General features: G+C 69.1%; 15 protein-coding genes. 7 read left to right on the forward strand and 8 right to left on the reverse strand.

The window, feature by feature from the left end; all coding sequences use genetic code 11:
- Positions 1 to 24: 24 nt before the first annotated feature.
- Positions 25 to 1,110 carry an LLM class flavin-dependent oxidoreductase gene (locus QZM15_RS02110; protein WP_060011329.1) on the reverse strand — a complete coding sequence of 362 codons (1,086 nt, stop codon included), beginning with the start codon at positions 1,108 to 1,110 and terminating at the stop codon, positions 25 to 27.
- A gap of 247 nt (positions 1,111 to 1,357) precedes the next feature.
- Here QZM15_RS02110 and QZM15_RS02115 point away from each other — a divergent pair, with 247 nt between their 5' ends.
- The gene (locus tag QZM15_RS02115) at positions 1,358 to 2,716 is read left to right on the forward strand and encodes an acyl-CoA dehydrogenase family protein (protein WP_302105687.1); all 1,359 of its coding nucleotides are present in this window, start codon (positions 1,358 to 1,360) and stop codon (positions 2,714 to 2,716) included.
- Positions 2,717 to 2,813: 97 nt separating this feature from the next.
- On the opposite strand, the gene QZM15_RS02120 is transcribed toward QZM15_RS02115, so the two are convergent.
- Positions 2,814 to 3,788, reverse strand: coding sequence for a LysR family transcriptional regulator (locus QZM15_RS02120; RefSeq protein ID WP_185716479.1), 975 nt, complete (start codon positions 3,786 to 3,788; stop codon positions 2,814 to 2,816).
- A 17-nt stretch (positions 3,789 to 3,805) separates the two neighbouring features.
- On the opposite strand from QZM15_RS02120, the gene QZM15_RS02125 reads away from it, so the two are divergent.
- Positions 3,806 to 4,372 (forward strand): cysteine dioxygenase, encoded by a 567-nt coding sequence (locus tag QZM15_RS02125; protein ID WP_059574550.1) that lies wholly within the window; start codon positions 3,806 to 3,808, stop codon positions 4,370 to 4,372.
- A gap of 118 nt (positions 4,373 to 4,490) precedes the next feature.
- On the forward strand, positions 4,491 to 6,116 hold the full coding sequence (locus QZM15_RS02130) for a rhodanese-related sulfurtransferase (RefSeq protein WP_226231494.1): 1,626 nt from the start codon (positions 4,491 to 4,493) through the stop codon (positions 6,114 to 6,116).
- A 70-nt stretch (positions 6,117 to 6,186) separates the two neighbouring features.
- Here the strand turns inward: QZM15_RS02130 and QZM15_RS02135 are convergent, their stop codons facing one another.
- Positions 6,187 to 7,332, reverse strand: coding sequence for a glycerophosphodiester phosphodiesterase (locus QZM15_RS02135; RefSeq protein WP_302105688.1), 1,146 nt, complete (start codon positions 7,330 to 7,332; stop codon positions 6,187 to 6,189).
- A 371-nt stretch (positions 7,333 to 7,703) separates the two neighbouring features.
- On the opposite strand from QZM15_RS02135, the gene QZM15_RS02140 reads away from it, so the two are divergent.
- Positions 7,704 to 8,771: a squalene/phytoene synthase family protein gene (locus QZM15_RS02140; RefSeq protein ID WP_302105689.1), complete on the forward strand. Its 1,068-nt coding sequence runs from the start codon at positions 7,704 to 7,706 to the stop codon at positions 8,769 to 8,771.
- A 486-nt stretch (positions 8,772 to 9,257) separates the two neighbouring features.
- Complete coding sequence (locus tag QZM15_RS02145) at positions 9,258 to 10,457, forward strand: porin (RefSeq protein WP_059574542.1); 1,200 nt, start codon at positions 9,258 to 9,260, stop codon at positions 10,455 to 10,457.
- Between the two features lie 114 nt (positions 10,458 to 10,571).
- Here the strand turns inward: QZM15_RS02145 and QZM15_RS02150 are convergent, their stop codons facing one another.
- The 3 genes from QZM15_RS02150 to QZM15_RS02160 all read right to left on the reverse strand — a co-directional run bounded on the left by QZM15_RS02150 (position 10,572) and on the right by QZM15_RS02160 (position 13,020).
- Complete coding sequence (locus QZM15_RS02150; RefSeq protein WP_059574540.1) at positions 10,572 to 10,991, reverse strand: cupin domain-containing protein; 420 nt, start codon at positions 10,989 to 10,991, stop codon at positions 10,572 to 10,574.
- 10 nt (positions 10,992 to 11,001) lie between these two features.
- Positions 11,002 to 11,439, reverse strand: a complete 438-nt coding sequence (locus QZM15_RS02155) for a carboxymuconolactone decarboxylase family protein (protein ID WP_059574538.1) — start codon at positions 11,437 to 11,439, stop codon at positions 11,002 to 11,004.
- A gap of 96 nt (positions 11,440 to 11,535) precedes the next feature.
- Entirely contained in the window at positions 11,536 to 13,020 is a 1,485-nt protein-coding gene (locus tag QZM15_RS02160; protein WP_302105983.1) for a PLP-dependent aminotransferase family protein, read from the reverse strand.
- 165 nt (positions 13,021 to 13,185) lie between these two features.
- Between QZM15_RS02160 and QZM15_RS02165 the strand changes: the two genes are divergently transcribed.
- Positions 13,186 to 14,103, forward strand: coding sequence for a LysR family transcriptional regulator (locus QZM15_RS02165; protein ID WP_302105690.1), 918 nt, complete (start codon positions 13,186 to 13,188; stop codon positions 14,101 to 14,103).
- 122 nt (positions 14,104 to 14,225) lie between these two features.
- Positions 14,226 to 14,975 carry an SDR family oxidoreductase gene (locus QZM15_RS02170; RefSeq protein WP_124859104.1) on the forward strand — a complete coding sequence of 250 codons (750 nt, stop codon included), beginning with the start codon at positions 14,226 to 14,228 and terminating at the stop codon, positions 14,973 to 14,975.
- A gap of 66 nt (positions 14,976 to 15,041) precedes the next feature.
- Here QZM15_RS02170 and QZM15_RS02175 read toward each other — a convergent pair whose 3' ends face one another.
- Both QZM15_RS02175 and QZM15_RS02180 read right to left on the reverse strand, forming a co-directional pair.
- Entirely contained in the window at positions 15,042 to 16,697 is a 1,656-nt protein-coding gene (locus QZM15_RS02175; RefSeq protein ID WP_302105691.1) for a glycoside hydrolase family 32 protein, read from the reverse strand.
- 167 nt (positions 16,698 to 16,864) lie between these two features.
- Complete coding sequence (locus QZM15_RS02180) at positions 16,865 to 18,448, reverse strand: glycoside hydrolase family 68 protein (protein ID WP_124658108.1); 1,584 nt, start codon at positions 18,446 to 18,448, stop codon at positions 16,865 to 16,867.
- Positions 18,449 to 18,619 lie beyond the last annotated feature (171 nt).

Raw genomic sequence — 18,619 nt, forward strand, 5'->3', positions numbered from 1 at the left:
ATGGCTCCGTTGGGCTCCGTTGGCTCAGGCGGCGCGGCGTGCCGCGTCGCGTGCGGCGACGGCGCCGCGCACACGCGGAATCAGTTCACGGCCGTAGTCGATCGCGTCTTCCAGCGGGTCGAAGCCGCGGATCAGGAACGTCGTCACGCCGAGGTCGTAGTAGTCGAGCAGCGCGTCGGCGACCTGTTCGGGCGTGCCGACGAGCGCCGTCGAGTTCGAGCGCGCGCCCGTGAGCTTCGCGATCTCGGTCCACAGCCGCTTGTCGACGCGTGAGCCGCGCTCGGCCGCGGCGAGCAGGCGGCGTGCGCCTTCGCTCTGCTGCGGGCCGCCGGCGCCGAGCCCGGCCGCTTCGCGCAGCCGGCGCGTTTCGTCGAGGATGCGGTGCGCACGCGCCCACGCTTCGTCCTCGGTCGCCGCGAGGATCGGGCGGAAGGATACGGAGAAGCGCACCTGGCGGCCGTGTTTCGCGGCTTCGGCGCGCACGCGCGTCGTCAGGTCGCGCACCTGGTCGAGCGATTCGCCCCACAGCGCGTACACGTCCGCGTGCTTGCCGGCCACCGCGAGCGCGGCTTCCGACGCGCCGCCGAAGTAGATCGGCACGTGCGGCTGCTGGAACGGCTTCACTTCCGAGAAACCCTGCTTGAACCGGTAATGCGCGCCGTCGTGATCGAACGGCTGCGCTTCCGTCCAGATTCGCCGCAGGATGCCCAGGTATTCGTCGGTGCGTGCATAGCGCGCGTCGTGATCGAGGAAATCGCCGTCGCGCTGCTGCTCGCTGTCCGAGCCGCCGGAGATGAAGTGCACGGCGAGCCGGCCGCGGCTGAACTGGTCGAGCGTCGCGATCTGCCGCGCGGCGAGCGTCGGCGCGGTGAAGCCGGGGCGATGCGCGAGCATGAAATGGATGCGCTCGGTCGCGGCCGCCGCGAACGCGATCGTCAGCGTCGCCGACGGGCCGGTCGAGTGATGCGGCACGAGAATCCGGTCGAAACCGGCGGTTTCATGGGCGCGGGCAAAGTCGCGCACATAGTCGGGATCGACCACGGGGCCGGACGCCGGGTGGATTTCCGACTGCTTCTGGCTCTGGATCATGCCGATGAATTCGACGCTCATCTGGGTCTCCGGTGCAGGGATGTCCCGGCGCACGGCCGGGCAGGAATGGAGCGCAGGTTAACGCCGGGATCATGCGGAATGGAAATAATCAATCCCGATTTGAATATCAGATTTGCATGGTTTGGGGCCGTATGGGTTGCGCATACGCTGTGGGCTCGTGAATGATCGGGCGCGCGTCGGCGCTGTTTTCGCCCGCCGTTTTCGTCGTTCCGCCGCCGTGTTCGACCTACCCAGGGAATCCGTTTCGATGTCCGCCAGCCTTGCCGTTTCCTCGCCGCCACCGCAACCCTCGCTGCGCCTGCTGCCCGCGGACGCCGCCAAGCCCGCCCACGCCGACGCCATCGACGAGACGGACGACGCGCGCCTCGCCGCGCTGCTCGAGCGTCTCACTCCCGAACTCGCCGCCGATGCGGCCCGCAACGACGTCGAGGGCCGCTTTCCGCACGAGAACTTCGCGCGACTGCATCGTGCCGGGCTGATCGCGCAGGTCGTGCCGCGCGAGCATGGCGGCGCCGGGGCGACGCTGGCGCGGGCGAGCCGGATCGTCGCGGCCGTCGCGCGGGCCGATCCGGCAACCGCGCTGGTGCTGACGATGACGTATCTGCAGCACCGCGCGCTCGGCCGCGCCGACAACCGCTGGCCCGCGCAGGTGCGGCGCGCGGTGTTCGACAGCGCGGTTGCGCACGGCGCGCTGATCAACGCGCTGCGCGTCGAGCCGGCGCTCGGCTCGCCGTCGCGCGGCGGGCTGCCGGCGACCCTCGCGCGCCGCGATGGCGACGGCTGGCGGCTGTCGGGCCACAAGCTCTACAGCACCGGGATTCCGGCGCTGCGCTGGCTGGCCGTGTGGGCGCGCACCGACGAACCGGCGCCGCGCGTCGGCGTGTTTCTCGTGCCGCGCGACCCCGCGGCGGACGGCGATCGCATCCGCGTGATCGAAAGCTGGAATCACCTCGGCCTGCGTGCGTCCGGCAGCCACGAAGTCGTGTTCGACGACGTGCCGCTGCCGGCCGACCATGCAGTCGACGTGCGCGCGCCGGACGCATGGGCCGTATCGGCCGCCACTCATGCGGATGCCGACGCGCAGGCGGACCAGCAGGCGTGGATGGTCGTGCTGCTCGGCAGCCTGTACGACGCGGTGGCGCGTGCGTCGCGCGACTGGCTCGTCGAATTCGCGACGACGCGTGCGCCGAGCGGGCTCGGCGCGCCGCTCGCGACGCTGCCGCGCGTGCAGGAGGCGGTCGGAGAAATCGAAGGCTGGCTGCACGCGAACCGTGTGCTGCTCGACGATCACATCGCGCGCACCGACGCCGACAACGCGCCGTCGGTGACGACCAGCGGCCTCGTCAAGCGCACCGTGACCGAGCACGCGATCCGGACGGTCGAGCAGGCGCTGAAGCTGTCGGGCAATCACGGGCTGAGCCGCGGCAATCCGCTCGAACGCCACTATCGCGACGTGCTGTGCAGCCGCGTGCATACACCGCAGGACGATGCGATCGCGGTGGCGGCGGGGCGGGCGGTGCTCGACGCGGCGACGCGCGGGCAGACGAATGCAGGGGCGGACGCGACGTCACGCAACGGGATCGAACGCGGTCGACGCGATGCGTGAGCCGGGTCAGGTTGCCGCGCACGGCAACGGCGCGGCGCGACGCAGGCGCCGCGCGGCTACCGAGGCTACCGAGGCTACCGAGGCTACCGAGGCTACGTTACGCGGCCTTGTCGTGCGATTGCTCGGGCAGCGCGAACGCCGTGCGCGCACGCGCGGCGACGGCCGCGAGCGGCGCGTCGAGGCGCGCGGCATCGTGCCGGCGCAGCAGCCACAGATCGATCTGCGGCTTGAAATCGGCGAGCGGCACGATATCGAGCGCGTCGCGCAGCGGGCTGCCTTCGACGAGCGGCAGCGGCATCAGCCCGAGGCCGAAGCCGTTGGCGACGCTCTGCAGTTGCAGGTCGCGGCCGTACGCATCGAGCGTGACCGGCATCGGCAGGCCCTGCGCGTCGAGCGCGCGCCGCAGGCCCGCACGAAAGCCGCAGCCGTCCGGGTTGAGCACCCAGCCGCGCGCGTGGCAATCGGCGAGCCGGTAGCTGCGGCGCGGCCAGTCGCCCTTGCGGCCGACCGCGACGAGCCGCGTGGCCAGCAAGCGTTCACCCTCGACCTGCGCCGGCAGCACCATCTCGCGCGCGAGGAAGACCAGCGCCGCATCGAGTTCGCGGCGGGCGATGCGGTCGACGAGCAGGCCGCCCCATGCGGTCGTGACCTGCGTCGCGAGCGCCGGCCACTGCGCGGCGAGATCCGCGATCAGCGCGGGCAGCATCAATTCGCCGAGGCCCTGCGTGAGCCCGATCCTGAATTCACCGGCGGGCGGCTGCTGGCCGGCCGTCAGTTCGCGCAGCGCGTCGACCTCGCGCAGGATCGCGCGACACTGCTCGAACACCTGCCGGCCGATGTCGGTCGGGCGCGGCGGCTTCGTGTTGCGGTCGAGCAGCGTCACGCCGAGCGTTTCCTCGAGATTCTGGACGCGCCGCGTGATCGCGGGCTGCGTCATCCCGAGCTCGGCTGCGGCCTGGCTCAGGGTCTGGCAGCGGACGACCGCTGCAAAAGCGTCGATATCGCTAATTTTCATGTTTGTTCTGCATGGTCTTTCGGGTGCATCATGACGATCCATCATATTCGGCATCATATTCGAGGAGACGGCCGATGAGTACGCTTTCGTTGCAACAGACGCCGCTGCGTCCGTTCGTCGATGCTCTGGATGCGCTGCTCGCGTCCGGCGCGAACGAGGCGCGCATTCTCGACGAGGGCGGCGCGCTGCTCGCCGCGCTCGTCGAGCACGACGACTGGTTGCCCGACGCGTTCGCGCAGCCCGATCCCGAGCGTTACCGGCAGTACCTGCTGCATCTGGACCCGGACGAGCGCTTCTCGGTCGTCAGCTTCGTGTGGGGGCCGGGCCAGGCGACACCGATCCACGATCACACGGTGTGGGGGCTGATCGGGATGCTGCGCGGCGGCGAGTTCTCGCAGCCGTACCGGTTCGACGCGGCCGGCAGGCCGGTGCCCGCGGGCGACGCCGTGCGGTTGCGGCCGGGCGAGGTCGAGGCCGTGTCGCCGCGCATCGGCGACGTTCACCGCGTGACCAACGCATTTGCCGACCGCGTATCGATCAGCATCCACGTGTACGGCGCGAACATCGGCAAGGTCGAGCGCGCGGTGTACCTGGACGACGGTACCGTGAAGCCGTTCGTGTCGGGCTATTCGAATGCCTGACGCGAATGTCTGACGCCTAGCCCGCTCGCGCGGCCCGTGGCGGGCGCGCGGCGGCAGGGCCACGATCGAGCCGTTCCGTTTTCTTCACCGACTTCAACGTATTCAACCCAGAGACATCGTGACGCATTCCGCAGATTCCCTTTCCCGTTTCCCCGTCGCGTCGTACCAGGACGTACGCGCGCGCCTGCTTGCCCGCGACGAGATCGCGCTGATCGACGTACGCGAGGAAGATCCGTACGCGCAGGGCCATCCGCTGTGGGCCGCAAATTTTCCGTTGTCGAAGCTCGAACTCGACGCGTGGACGCGGATTCCGCGCCGCGACACGCCGATCGTCGTGTTCGGCGAAGCGGGCGGCGAGGATCTCGCGCCGCGCGCGGCCGCGACGCTCGCGCGGCTCGGCTACACCGACGTGCGGCTGCTCGACGGCGGCCTCGCGGGCTGGGTCGCCGCGGGCGGCGAACTGTTCATCGACGTGAACGTGCCGAGCAAGTCGTTCGGCGAATGGGTCGAGGCCGAGCGCCATACGCCGTCGCTGTCCGCGCAGGAGGTGCAGGCGCTGATCGACGCGAAAGCCGATGTCGTGATCGTCGACGCGCGCCGCTTCGACGAATACCAGACGATGAACATCCCGACGTCGACCAGCGTGCCGGGCGCGGAACTCGTGCTGCGCGTGCGCGCGCTCGCGCCGGACCCGCGCACGCAGGTGATCGTCAACTGCGCGGGCCGCACGCGCAGCATCATCGGCACGCAGTCGCTCGTCAACGCGGGGCTGCCGAACCCGGTCGCTGCGCTGCGCAACGGCACGATCGGCTGGACGCTGGCCGGCCAGACGCTCGAGCGCGGCGCCGCACGGCGCTTTCCGGACGAGATCGACGCGACGCAGCGCGCCGAAGCGCGTCGGGCCGCCCGCGCGGTGGCCGAGCGCGCCGGCGTGCCGCGCATCGCGCTGGCCGACGTCGCCGCGCTCGCCGAACCGGGCCGCACGCTGTACCGCTTCGACGTGCGCACGCCGGAGGAATACGAAGCCGGCCACCTGCCGGGCTTCCTGAGCACGCCGGGCGGCCAGCTCGTGCAGGAGACCGACCATCATGCGGCCGTGCGCGGCGCGCGGATCGTGCTGGCCGACGACGACGGCGTGCGCGCGGACATGACCGCGTCGTGGCTCGCGCAGATGGGCTGGGACGTGCGCGTGGTCGAGCCGGCCGGCGCCGCGGCATTCGTCGAGCGCGGCCAGCCGCCGCGCGACGTGCCCGCGACGCCGCCCGCGGCCGACGTGTCGCCCGCGACGCTCGCCGGCTGGCTGAAGGAGGCCGCGCCCGGCGAGCTTGCGATCGTCGACGTGACGGCCAGCGCGAACTACGTGAAGCGTCATGTGCCGGGCGCGTGGTTTGCCGTGCGTGCGCAGTTGCGCGACGCGCTGGCCGCGATTCCGCCCGCGAAGCGCTACGTGTTCACGTGCGGATCGAGCCTGCTCGCGCGGTTCGCGGCGGATGACGCCCGCGCGCTGCTGCCGGCGTCGGCCGAGATCCGCGTGCTGACCGGCGGCACGGCCGCGTGGATCGCCGCCGGGCTGCCGCTGGAGAGCGGCGAGACCCGTCTTGCGTCGCCGCGCATCGACCGCTATCGGCGCCCGTACGAAGGCACCGACAACGCGGCCGCGGCGATGCAGGCGTATCTCGACTGGGAATACGGGCTGGTCGACCAGTTGAAGCGGGACGGCACGCACCACTTCAACGTGATCTGACCGACGCGGTGCAACCGGGCGCGGCACCTCGTGCGCGGCGCCCGGTCGCGATGCGGGTCGGCGCTTCGTGTCAGCGCTTGAACGTATCGACGGCCGTGCGGCCGACGGCCGGATCGTCGGTGAAGAAGCCGTCGATGCCCGCGCGCAGGTACGCCTGGATCTCGCGCACCGAGCCGCCCGTGTTGCGCGTGGCCGGCGTGCCGCCGTCCTTCAGCGATGCGGGCAGGAAGTTGTTTTCCGGGCGGAACGTGTACGGATGCACGACGAGGCCGGCCTCGTGCGCGTAGCGCACGAACGGCGTCGGCTGCTGCAGCGTGCCGTCCGCGGCGACCGCGATGATCGACGTCTTGTACGGGCCGACGCCGTTCGCATAGGTCGCGATCTCGCGCATGCCGTCGCGCGTCGACAGGTCGCCGTAGGTGCGCGTGTCGTTCGCCTTCACGAAGTCGTACGGGCGCTGACCGGCTTCGTCCATCAGCTGCACGAGCTGCCAGTTCGGCTGGCTCGACTTGATCCGGTTGCGGATCGCTTTCAGGTTCGCGACTTCGAACGACTGGATGTAGACGGTCGCCGTGCGCGACGTGTACGAATCCTTCAGCAGCGCGTCGACGAGACGGTCCTCGAGCGGCAGGCCGATCGACTGGAAGTAGGTCGGATGCTTGGTTTCCGGGTACAGATGGATCGTGCGGCCTGTCTGCGCGGACATCTGCTTCGCGAGCGCGACGATCTCGTCGAACGTCGGAATCTCGAACTGGTCGTTGTAGGCCGTATTCGCGGGGCGCACCTGCGGAATGCGCTCGCGCGCCCGCAGCGTCTTCAGCTCCGCGAGCGTGAAATCCTCGGTGAACCAGCCGGTCAACTGCGCGCCGTCGATCGTCTTGGTCGCCTTGCGGCTTGCGAACTGCGGTAGCGCCGACACGTTCGTCGTGCCCGAGATCTCGTTCTCGTGGCGCGCGACGAGCACGCCGTCGCGCGTCGACACGAGGTCGGGCTCGATCACGTCCGCGCCGTCGTCGATCGCCTTGCGATACGACGCGAGCGTGTGTTCGGGGCGCAGCGCGCTCGCGCCGCGATGGCCGACCACCTGGACCTTCGCGGAGATCGGCTGCGTGGGATCGCGCGTCAGGGCGTCGTCGCCGCCGCACGCGGCGAGCAGGAGCGCGGCGGCGCAGGCGAACGGGGCATAGCGCAGGGAGGTCGGGCGCTTGAGGAGCATGTCGTTGAACCTTCGAAACGGAGTCGGAAAGGGCGCTCGAGTCGGCGGCCCGGCGAGAAGCCGGGCAGAACGGAATCGAACGGTGCGCGATCGTCGCATCGAATAATTACATATGTATTACTTCCAGCTTTCTGTTCTGTTTTGAAGGGGCGACGTGCACGACAGCGCGAGTGACGACAGGGTTGGCGTGCATCGCATTCCGGCCGGCACAGCGAACCCGCGCGCCGGATGCACTAAACTTGCGGGAATTTTGCATCGCCGCACCGGGGCCGACGCCCGCCGCGCGCGACGATGCGGCGACTCGCGGGCCGGCGCGGGCGCCCGGCGCCCGTGTGCGTCCGGGGCCCGCGCCGGCCGATCTTTCCCGACTCATGACGACCCATACCGATCCCGCCTATCTGCTCGGCGACCTGCTGAAGAACGTATCCCGCTCCTTCTACCTGACGCTGCGCGTGCTGCCCGACGGCATGCGCGACCCGGTCGGCCTCGCGTATCTGCTTGCACGCGCGGCCGACACGATCGCCGACACGGCGCTCGTCGCGCCCGACCGGCGCGCGGCGCTGCTGACCGACCTGCGCGACGACATCGAGCGTCTCGGCGACGGCGCGGCGCTGTCGCGTTCGCTCGAGGACGTGACGCGGATGCAGACCGATTCGCACGAACACCTGCTGCTCGGCTCGATGGAGCCGATGCTCGCGCTGCTGCGCGCGCAGCCGGAGGTCGATCGCGCGTCGATCCGCAAGGTCGTCGCGACGCTCACCGCGGGGATGGAATTCGACCTGCGCACGTTTCCGGACGAGCGGTCGGGGCAGGTCGCATCGCTGTCCACGCGGGGCGAACTCGACCGCTACACGTACCTCGTCGCCGGCTGCGTCGGCGAATTCTGGACCGACATGACGGGCGCGCACACGCGCGCCGCGCGCGGCTGGGACCTGCCGGACATGCGCGAGAAGGGCATTCGTTTCGGCAAGGCGCTGCAGATCACGAACATCCTGCGCGATTGCGCGAAGGACCTGCGCATCGGCCGCTGCTACCTGCCCGACGACGTGCTGCGCGCGCACGGGCTCGTCGTGGCCGACCTGATGCGGCCCGATGCGTCGGCGCGCGCACGCGGCGTGCTGGTCGACCTGCTGCGCGGCGCGCTCGACCAGTATCGCGACGCATGCCTGTATACGCTCGCGATCCCGCGTCGTTTCGTGCGGCTTCGGCTCGCCTGCCTGTGGCCGATCATGATCGGCCTCGAAACGCTCGGACTGCTGGCCGGCCACGCTGCGTGGCTCGACCCGGCGCAGCCGGCCAAGGTGCCGAGAAAGCGCGTCTACCGGATCATGGCGGCGTCGCTCGCGCTGGTCGGTTCGAACACGGCGATCCGCGCGCGCCTGAGCGCGCTCGCCGACGCCGTGACCGCGCGGCTCGCGCGCCCCGCGTCGCAGCACTGAAGCGCGTCGGTGCGACCGGCACCGACGTCGCGTCCCGGCCCGCGCTCGCCGGGCCGTTCCCGTCCGATCTCCCGTGCCCCGTGCACGGACAAAAACGTTTTCATGATTTCGTGTCTCGAAATGTGGGTGTCACGAACGTCGGCGATCCTGCGCGGCGGCGTGAATCGCGGCGTCAGCTTCGATCGCGCATTTGTAAGATGTTTGGTTGCCGAAGGCGTCTGACGACATCGGACGGTCGCGTTGCACCCGTAAAAATGTAAAGCTAGGGTTTTCACCGGCAAATGCCGGAAAGGCCCGCCGCACAAGCATTTCGAGCTGTTATGTAACCGTTTGGTGAACGCCCGCGTTGCGTCGATCATACGATGACCGACTGCACATGTTGGGAAACAATTGGTAATCCGTCAGAATCGCGTCGGCATGTACTCGCACATGTGTCGGTCACAAAACCACACCAGAAAAGAAACATTCTTTGAGGACGGAGAATCAATGAAAAAGCGCGTCGCTTTCGCCATGACGGCAGTGGGTCTCGCAGCCGCTACCGCCGCCCACGCCCAGAGCAGCGTGACCCTGTACGGTATCGTCGACAACGGCCTGGCATACCAGAACAACGCGGCCCCGTCGACGGGTGCGACGACCGGCGGTCACTCGAAGGTATCGATGTCCACCGGCGTATGGGCAGGCAGCCGCTTCGGCCTGAAGGGCAGCGAAGATCTCGGCGGCGGCACGAAGGCGATCTTCCAGTTGGAAGCAGGCGTGAACTCGGCGACCGGCGCGTCGCAATGGGCAGGCGGCATCTTCACCCGCCAGGCATGGGTCGGTATGACGAACCAGGCGTACGGTACGCTGACGGCCGGCCGTCAGTACACGGCGTACTACACGCTGCTGTCGCCGTACAGCCCGACGACGTGGCTGACGGGCGCATACGGCGCGCACCCGGGCGATATCGACTCGCTGGATACCAGCTACCGCGCGAACAACTCGCTCGTCTACATGTCGCCGAAGTTCTACGGCTTCACGGTCGGCGGTTCGTACTCGTTCGGCGGCGTGCCGGGCAGCGTCAACCGCGGCTCGACGTGGAGCGCGGCGGTCCAGTACCTGAACGGCCCGGCAGGCATCGCGGTCGGCTATCAGAAGGTCAACAACTCGACGCTCGGCGGCGGCGTGTGGGGCGACAACTCGACGGTCACGAGCGGCGGCCAGCCGGCGGTGTCGGCGCTCAATGCCGGTTATCAGACGGCGCAGTCGCAGCAGCGCATCGGCGTGACGGCCGGTTACCAGTTCACGCCGGCGTGGGATGTGTCGGCGTCGTACACGAACGTCAAGTACACGCCGGGCGTCGGCTCGGTGTTCCGCAACAGCGCGATCTTCAACACGGCCGGCGCCGTGCTGCACTGGAAGGCAGCGGCTCAGTGGGACTTCGCGGTCGGCTACTCGTACACGGCGGCGACGCAGTCGAACGGCATCACGAGCGCGGCCAAGTACCATCAGGTCACGCTGTCGCAGTACTACAGCCTGTCGAAGCGCACGGGCCTGTACGCACTCGAGGCTTACCAGCACGCGTCGGGCAATACGCTGAGCAAGACTGGCACCATCCAGGCAGCAACGACGCAGATCGGCGACGGCGTGGCGGCAGGTTCGAAGCAGAACCAGATCGCTGTCGGCGTCGGCATGATCCACCGCTTCTAAACGTCGCGCGGCGCGCGAGCGCCGCTCACGGCATGCGGTATGAAAAAACCGGCTTTCGAGCCGGTTTTTTCGTTTACGTCGCGAGCATTCGCCCGATTCGTCCGATTCTCCGGATCACTGATCGATCGGCGATTTCAGCGGCTGATGCTCGCCCGTCAGCCCGAACACGACCAGTTGCGCGGGCTCGGTCGCGCTCGCGTTGCGCGATACCTGATGGCGCGAGCCGGGCGGCTCGTACCAGCCTTCGCCGGCGCGATAGCGGCGCAGCGGGCCGCCGTTCACCTGCGACAGCACTTCGCCTTTCGACACGACCGCGAACACCGAGCCGAGATGCCGGTGCGCGTCGGACGCCTGACCGGGCGCATAGTCGACCGTCGCGACGACGACGAGCTTGCCGGGCGCTTCGGGCACGGCCTGCTGCATGATCGCGTGGACGCTGTCGCCGGCGTCGTGCGCGTGGGCGGCGGCCGGCAGTGCCGCCGCGAGCACGAGCCCGATGCACGGCGCGATGCGATGGAGCGGGGAGCGAATCATCGTCGCCGCCTTACTCGGGCATCTTGCGGAACGCGATCGCGAAGCGGTTCCACGAGTTGATCGTCGCGATCAGCATCGACAGGTCGAACAGCTCCTCGTCGGTGAAATGCGGCTTCACGGCTTCCCAGACGGCGTCGGGCACGTGGTTGCCGGCCACCAGCGTCAGCGCCTCGGTCCATTCCAGCGCCGCGCGTTCGCGCTCAGTGAAGAACGGCGTTTCACGCCACGTGACGACGGTCGCGAGACGGCGGTCGGTTTCGCCGCCCTTGCGTGCGTCGCTCGTATGCATGTCGACGCAGAACGCGCAGCCGTTGATCTGCGACGCACGCAGACGGACGAGTTCGGCGAGCGGCTTCTCGATCGAGCACTTCGCGAGGAATTCCTCGGCGTTGCGCATCACCTTGATCGCATTCGGGCTGGCGGCATAGAAGTTCAGGCGCGGTTGCATGGCAGGTCCTTTTCGGTTGGGTAGCGCCGGGGTGGCGCGACAGGACCCACTTTAGGACGCGTACTGGCCTGCTTGAATAGCCAATTCCGTGGAAATTCAGGTAACCAGTGACGGCCCGCCCGCGATGCCGGCTTCCAGCAGCCGGGCCAGCTTCGCGAGCGCCGTGTCGATGCGCAGCGCGTCGATTCCGCCATAGCCGAACAGCAGCCCGGCGCGCACCGGCACGCCCGCGTGGAACGCCGAGATTCCGTACAGGCCGATGTCCTGCGCCCGCGCCGCGCGGACCAGCGCCGCTTCGTCGAGCCCCGGCTTCAGGCGCGCGGCGAGATGGATGCCGGCGGTCGGCACGATCGCGTCGAACCACGGCGCGAGTTCGCCGCGCAGGTGCGCGATCAGCACCTTGCGCCGCGCGTCGTAGTGCTTCTGCACGCGTTTCAGGTGCCGCGCGAAATCGCCATCGTGCATGAAGCGCGCGAGCGCCGCCTGCGTCAGCGTGCACGTGTGCCAGTCGACGATCTGCTTCGCCTTGGCCAGCGCGCCGCGCAGCGCGCGCGGCGGAATCGCGTAGCCGATCCGCAGCTCGGGAAAGATCGTCTTCGAGAACGTGCCGACGTACGCGACGAGGCCCGTGCGGTCGAGGCTCTTCAGCGATTCGACCGGGCGGCCTTCGAAGCGGAATTCGCCGTCGTAGTCGTCCTCGATGATCACCGCGCGGCGGCGCTGCGCCCATTCGAGCAGCGCGACGCGGCGGTCGAGCGTCATCGGCATGCCGAGCGGGAACTGGTGCGACGGCGTTACGTAGACGAGCCGTGCGTCGTCCGGCAGCCGTTCCGTGACGAGGCCGTGCGCGTCCACCGGCACGCCGATCACCGTCGCACCGAGCGACGCGAACGCGGCGCGCGCGGGCGGATAGCCGGGATCCTCGACCGCGACGACGTCGCCCGGCCGCACGACGACGCGCGCGATCAGGTCGAGCGCCTGTTGCGCGCCTTGCGTGACGAGCACGTCGTCCCAGCTGCATGCGACCGCGCGGCTGAATCCGACGTAGCGCGCGATCGCGCCGCGCAACTGCGGGTCGCCGGCCGGATCGTGATACTGGCCGGGGCCGCGCGCCTGCTGGCGCAGCGCGTGATGCAGGCAGCGCCGCCATGCGTCGAACGGGAACAGCGTCTTGTCGGTCACGCCGCCGCGAAAGTCGAAGCCGGGCGAATCATGCGGCGCGGGCATCGCGAGCGCGTCCGGCAGGTCGTTCCACAGCGCGCGTGCATCGACCGCGTCGATGCGCGGCATCTCGTCGACGATCGACGGCGCCGACGCGGCCGCGGCGTGCGGCACGCGCGCGAGGCCCGCCGCGACGAACGTGCCGTCGCCGGCGCGCGTATTCAGGTAACCCTCGGCCACCAGGCGCTCGAACGCGTCGAGCGTCGTCTTGCGCGACACGCCGAGCTGTTTCGCGAGGTCGCGCGTCGACGGCAGCCGCGCGCCGGCTTCGAGACGCCCGTCGACGATCGCGGTGCGCAGTTGCCGGAAGATTTGCCCCGTCAGGTCGTGACGGCCTTCGATGCGGATCGCGATGTCCATCGCAGTGGTTACCTCGATTCGTGTCATTTCGCCTCGGCCAGCATACCGGAAGTCGAGCGCGCCGGCGGCGGTTCGTGGCTCGCGGCCGCGGCCGCCATCGCGCGATTGGACCGCCGTGCGCTGCTGCCTTACGATCCACGACAAACCTCACCGCGGAGCGACCTCATGCTGTCCGAAGACGAACTGGCGCTGCTCGACGCGATCCGCGCCACCGGCAGCCTGTCGCGTGCCGCCGCGCGGCTCGGCAAGGCGCCGTCGACGGTGTCGCACGCGGCGCGCCAGCTCGAAACGCGCTTCGACGCGCTGCTGTTCGACCGGCGCGGCTACCGGCTGCAACTCACGCCGGCCGGACAACTGCTGGCCGACGAGGCGGCGCGGCTCGCGCTCGACGTCGCCCGGCTGACGCAGCGCGTGCGGCAGGTCGCGAGCGGCTGGGAGGACCGGCTGTGGATCGTCAGCGATGAGGTGCTGGAGTTCGATACGCTCGTGCCGGTCGTCCGCACCTTCGATGCGCTCGATTCGGGCGTGTCGCTGCGTTTCACGCACGAGGTGCTCGGCGGGACCTGGGAAGCATTGCGCGACGGCCGCGCGGATCTGGTCGTCGGCGCGACCAACGAGCCGCCGGCCATTCCGGGCCTCAAGTGGTTCGAGCTCGGCGCGATGGAGTGGGTGTTCGCGGTGTCGCCGCGCCATCCGCTGGCGTCCGCGCGCGGCCCGCTGACGCGCGACGCGATCGGTGCGCACCGCTCGGTCGTCGTCGCCGATTCGTCGCGGCGCGCGGCCGGCCGCGCGTATGGCCTGCTCGGCGGGCAGGCCGTGCTCGCGGTGCCGTCGATGCGCGCGAAGATCCTCGCGCAGCGCGATGCGCTCGGCGTCGGCTGGGTGCCGCGCCGGCGCGTCGCGTCGCTGCTCGCGCGCGGCGAACTGGTCGAGAAGCAGACGGCCGATCCGCGCGAGCCGAATCTGTTGTACGTCGCGTGGCACGGCGATCGCGACGGCCGCGCACTGCAATGGTGGCTGGAGCAATTGCGCGAGCCGAGACTCGCACGGCGGCTGCTCGACGGGATCGACGTGGTCGGCTGAACGCGCCCGCGCGAACATGTTCGACGTTTTCGAACATGTTCGTCGCGCCCGTCGTACGGCAAGGTCGGGCGCCGCGCGCATCCTGTGTTCACGGTCAACTCACCGGTTCACAGGAGAACATCATGCAACGCTTCGAAGGAAAGACGGTCCTCGTCACGGGCGGCAACAGCGGCATCGGCCTGGCGGCCGCCCGGGCATTCGCGTCCGAAGGCGCGCGGGTCGTCATCACCGGGCGCGACGCCCAGACGCTGGAAGCCGCCCGCCAAACGCTCGGCGAAGGGGCGCTCGCGATTCGCAACGAAGCCGGCAGCGTCGCGTCGGCCCGCGCGCTGGCCGATGCGCTCGCCGCCGCCGGCGTGCGGCTCGACGCCGTATTCGTCAACGCGGGCGTCGCGAAACTCGCGCCGTTCGCCGACAGCGACGAAGCGATGTGGGATCTCGTGTTCAACACCAACGTGAAGGGCGCGTATTTCCAGATCCAGTCGCTCGTGCCGCTGTTGAACCGCGGCGCCTCGATCGTGATCAACGGCTCGATCAACGCGCATGTCGGGATGCCCGGCTCGTCGGTGTACGCGGCGAGCAAGGCGGCCGTCAATTCGTTCGCGAAGACGTTGTCGACGGAACTGCTGCCGTACGGCGTGCGCGTGAACGTGGTGAGCCCCGGGCCCGTGCAGACGCCGCTGTACGGCAAGCTCGGGCTCGATGCGGCGGCGCTCGACGAGACGGCCGAGAAAATCAAGGGCCTCGTGCCGATCGGCCGCTTCGGCACGCCGGATGAAATCGCGTCGACGGTGCTGCACCTGAGCGCGCCGGAATCCGCGTTCATCGTCGGTGCGGAAATCATCGCGTCGGGCGGGATGGGGTTGCTCTGACGAGCCAGACGGGCGGGGACCGTCGCCGGCGATGCGATGCCGGACGCGCGGCCCCGTCACCCGCACCTATCGGGACGCACAGGCGCCACGTGTATCGTCGCCGGCTTTCAGCTGCGTCACCGTCAATCCCGAGAACGTCGCGCGGCCGTGCTCGGCGAACACGGCCACGCGGTCCGCCTCGAGCGGCGGAAAGATCAGGTCGGTCAGCGCCACGCGGCCGCCGTTCGCGAATACTTCGACCGACCCGCGATCGACGACGATTTCGAGCCGCAATTGCCCGTGCTCGAGCGGCAGATCGACGATGTGCTCGCGGCTGAACGTGCCGGCGAAATTCGTGTCGCCGTATTGCGACCGGTCGAGCGTCAGCGTGCGCTTCGTCGTGTCGTACACGATTCGCGTGCCGGTCCCGCCGTCGGCCGAGCGCCGGACGATCAGGCCCGCGCGCGCCGCATGCCGAGGCGAGATCGTCACCGTGATGCGCTGGACGACGCCGCGCGTCGCGGCCGACAGCACCCGCGTCGCGGAGTCGACCGTGACGTCGCCTTCGTGCACGGCGGGCCGGCCGTCGGCCCATGCGTCGAAGGCGGCGGCTGGCGCGACGACGAGGGTCGGCTCGCCGCCGATCGTCTTCAGCGACAGCTCGCGCGGCAGCGTGGTCGCGCCGCGCCACGGGGCGGTCGGCGCTTTCGCCGCGTAATCCCAGTTGCTCATCCATGCGATCGCGACCGGCCGGGCGCCGGGCGCGCCGGAGAACGTGCCGGCCGCATAAAAATCGGCGCCGTGATCGACCCAGCGGAATTGCGCGGGATCCGAGCCGGCCGGCGCGACGCGGTCGGGCACGAACGTGCGGCCGTCGAAGTTGCCGACGAAATACATCGCGCCGGAACCGCCGGCGATCGACCACGGGTTGACGTTGACGATCATCACCCATTTGATTCGCTCCGGATCGTCGTCGAGCGGCAGCGGCACGAGATCCGGCATTTCCCACAGCGCGCCCGCATGCGGCACGTCGGGCAGCGTGAAGTCGCTCAGGAACGACCAGTGGATCAGGTCGTCGGAACGATAGAGCTTCACGACGTGCGCGTCGGCGACGACCGTCGTCATCAACCAGTAGCCGCCCGGTGCATACCACGACACTTTCGGATCACGAAATTGCTTCGATTCCGGATCGAGCGTCAGCACCGGATTGTGCGCATACGGCTGCCAGGTCGCGCCCCGATCGAGGCTGTACGCGAGCGACTGCGCCTGTATGCCGGGTGCGTGACCCGAGCCGGGCTTGTAGACGCTCGTGTAAAGCGCGACGAGCGGCGTGTGGCCCGGTGTGCCGAGGCCGGACGTATTCAGCGTATCGGCGACGATCGAGCCCGAGAAGATTTCCTCGGTGGCGTTCGCGCGCATCGCGACCGGCTGCTCGCGCCAGTGGACGAGATCGGTGCTGGTCGCATGGCCCCACGACATGTTGCCCCAGTCGTTGCCGAGCGGGTTGTACTGATAGAACAGGTGATAGCGGCCGTTCTCGTACACGAGCCCGTTGGGATCGTTCATCCAGTTGCGCTGCGGCGTGTAGTGGAGGGCCGGGCGCCATTGCGGCGTGCCGTTTTCGGCCGGCGCGCCGCAGGGTGCGGCGGCGGCATGCGTGCAGGCGGCCGCGGCAAGCAGCAGCGCGGCGAAATGGACGGAAAGGCCGGAAGGGCCGGAAAGGCCGAACAACATTGATCTCATGCGTGATCCGGTGCTCCGTCGGGCGAAGCGGGAAAGGAGGGCGAATGCCGCTGCAACGGCGGCATGCGCAATGGAGGAAAGAAAAAAGAGGAGGCGCACACGCGACACGCGCGATACGCGCCTCCTGAACCTCGTGCCTTTATCGACGACGGTTATCGTTGGTGATCCTAATTGGCCTGGGCGTTGCCGTCGTTGTGGCCGGCCCCCGTCGCGGGCAGGTTCGCCGGGATGTCGCCGTAGCCGCCGAGGCCGCCGCGTCCATACGCGCGGTCGACCGACGTCGACGTGCCGTTGATGTTCACCTTCACCGTCGGTGCGAGCGTGCCGCCGCGGCGCGGGCCGATCGCATCGATGAACGACTCGACGAGCCCGCCCGGCATCACGTAGTGCGAATACGACTGGAATTCGCGCGGGTTCTGGTTCGGGTCCTGCGAATACGGCGCGCCGGCCGGGGCCGAGAAGTCGGTCGGGTTGCCGAGCACGAGGCCGCTGCCGCCGTTCAGCGGCAGGAAGTCGCTGCGGATGCCGTTGCCGACGAAGCCGTACACGCCGTCCGGGCCGTCGACGCCGGCCGCCATCGTCGTGCGGTGGCTGATCGTGAACAGGTAGTATTTGCCGTCCTTCAGATAGATCTGCGGGCGCTCGGTCTGGTCGTCGACGCAGTTCGCCGACAGGATCGGCGGCAGGAACTTCCACTCGGTCAGTTGCGGGTTCGTCGCGACCGCGAGGCCGACGTTGGCCTTTTGATACACTGCGCCCGAATTCATCACCGCGTTGAGGTCTTCGCGGTTCGGATCGTTCGGCGCGTAGCCGAGATCGGCCTCGGTGCAGGTGCGTGCGCCGCGCGGGCCGCCGGTGTTGCCTTCGAACACCATGTAGGTCTTGCCCGGATGCGCGGGGTCGGTGAACACGAACGGATCGCGGAACGAGAAGTAGGTGTTCTGCTGACCGGTCTGGTAGTACTTGCCGTCCGGTTCCAGCAGCGGCTTGTGATCGCCGAAGCCGGTGAACCACACGTGCTTGTCGTCGGCGTGGATGTTGCCGTCGGCGCGCGTGATGATCGCCTGCGGCGGCGTGATGTCGGCGCCGCCGGGCGCCGAGCGGTTGAACGACGTCGCGGTGTAGTACAGGCTGACGTTGCTGCCGTGCGTGAGGCGCGCGGAGCCCGACCATTCGGCGTTGTTGGTCATCGGCGCGGTGCCGAATACCTTGGCGCTCGCGCCGTCCGGGAACAGGTGGCCGCCCCAGGTCCAGCCGCCGTTCGCGGGGCGTTGCGACGCGGGGATGCCCGCGCGGCGATAGAAGAAGCCGATGCGGGCGTGCACGTGCCGGTCGTCGAACGTGTAGCCCGCGTGCGGATCGGCGGTGAGCGAGAAGATCACCTCCCAGCCCTTGTAGCTGAGCTGGTTCGCGCGCAGGTCGGCCAGCGGCCACGTGTCCCACACCCACACGTTCGAGTTGATCAGCGGGAAGTCCTGCGGGATGTCCGGCATCGTCAGTGCTTGCGGCAGCGAGTTCTTGTCGGCACCGGCGGTGTGCGATTGCGCGACGATCTGGCGGATGTCCGCTCGCGTCCAGCGCATCGTGAAGTTGCCTTCGGGATCGTAGGCTTGCTGCGTGTGGGGCGTGGGCAGGGGCGCGCCCGTGCCGCCGGACTGCGCGTGCGCGACGGACGCGAAGGCGGCGAGTGCGCCGCCAGCGAGCAGCAAACGTTTGGCCGCGGTCGGGCGGAAAAGGGGAAAGTATGTCATCTCGTCGTTGTTTCCTGGAAAGGTGAAAGTGAACGGCTGAGTGGGCATCGATGTCCAAACCGGTTTGGATGCTATTTCAAACCGGTTTGGAACGCAAAAGATATTTAATTGACGGTAATCGTTACCAATTGGAAATAATTACCTGGTCGGTGTGTCCCGATGGTCGGGCGG

Source organism: Burkholderia sp. AU44665 (genome assembly GCF_030504405.1).
In the GTDB taxonomy this organism is placed as follows: domain Bacteria; phylum Pseudomonadota; class Gammaproteobacteria; order Burkholderiales; family Burkholderiaceae; genus Burkholderia; species Burkholderia semiarida.

Coding starts and splice junctions, on each gene's coding strand:
- QZM15_RS02110 (WP_060011329.1), bottom strand. CDS start 1,110: ATGAGCGTCGAATTCATCGGCATGATCCAGAGCCAGAAGCAGTCGGAA.
- QZM15_RS02140 (WP_302105689.1), top strand. CDS start 7,704: ATGACGACCCATACCGATCCCGCCTATCTGCTCGGCGACCTGCTGAAG.
- QZM15_RS02180 (WP_124658108.1), bottom strand. CDS start 18,448: ATGACATACTTTCCCCTTTTCCGCCCGACCGCGGCCAAACGTTTGCTG.
- QZM15_RS02160 (WP_302105983.1), bottom strand. CDS start 13,020: ATGGACATCGCGATCCGCATCGAAGGCCGTCACGACCTGACGGGGCAA.
- QZM15_RS02120 (WP_185716479.1), bottom strand. CDS start 3,788: ATGATGCCGAATATGATGGATCGTCATGATGCACCCGAAAGACCATGC.
- QZM15_RS02175 (WP_302105691.1), bottom strand. CDS start 16,697: ATGAGATCAATGTTGTTCGGCCTTTCCGGCCCTTCCGGCCTTTCCGTC.
- QZM15_RS02165 (WP_302105690.1), top strand. CDS start 13,186: ATGCTGTCCGAAGACGAACTGGCGCTGCTCGACGCGATCCGCGCCACC.
- QZM15_RS02150 (WP_059574540.1), bottom strand. CDS start 10,991: ATGATTCGCTCCCCGCTCCATCGCATCGCGCCGTGCATCGGGCTCGTG.
- QZM15_RS02135 (WP_302105688.1), bottom strand. CDS start 7,332: ATGCTCCTCAAGCGCCCGACCTCCCTGCGCTATGCCCCGTTCGCCTGC.
- QZM15_RS02155 (WP_059574538.1), bottom strand. CDS start 11,439: ATGCAACCGCGCCTGAACTTCTATGCCGCCAGCCCGAATGCGATCAAG.
- QZM15_RS02170 (WP_124859104.1), top strand. CDS start 14,226: ATGCAACGCTTCGAAGGAAAGACGGTCCTCGTCACGGGCGGCAACAGC.
- QZM15_RS02125 (WP_059574550.1), top strand. CDS start 3,806: ATGAGTACGCTTTCGTTGCAACAGACGCCGCTGCGTCCGTTCGTCGAT.
- QZM15_RS02145 (WP_059574542.1), top strand. CDS start 9,258: ATGAAAAAGCGCGTCGCTTTCGCCATGACGGCAGTGGGTCTCGCAGCC.
- QZM15_RS02115 (WP_302105687.1), top strand. CDS start 1,358: ATGTCCGCCAGCCTTGCCGTTTCCTCGCCGCCACCGCAACCCTCGCTG.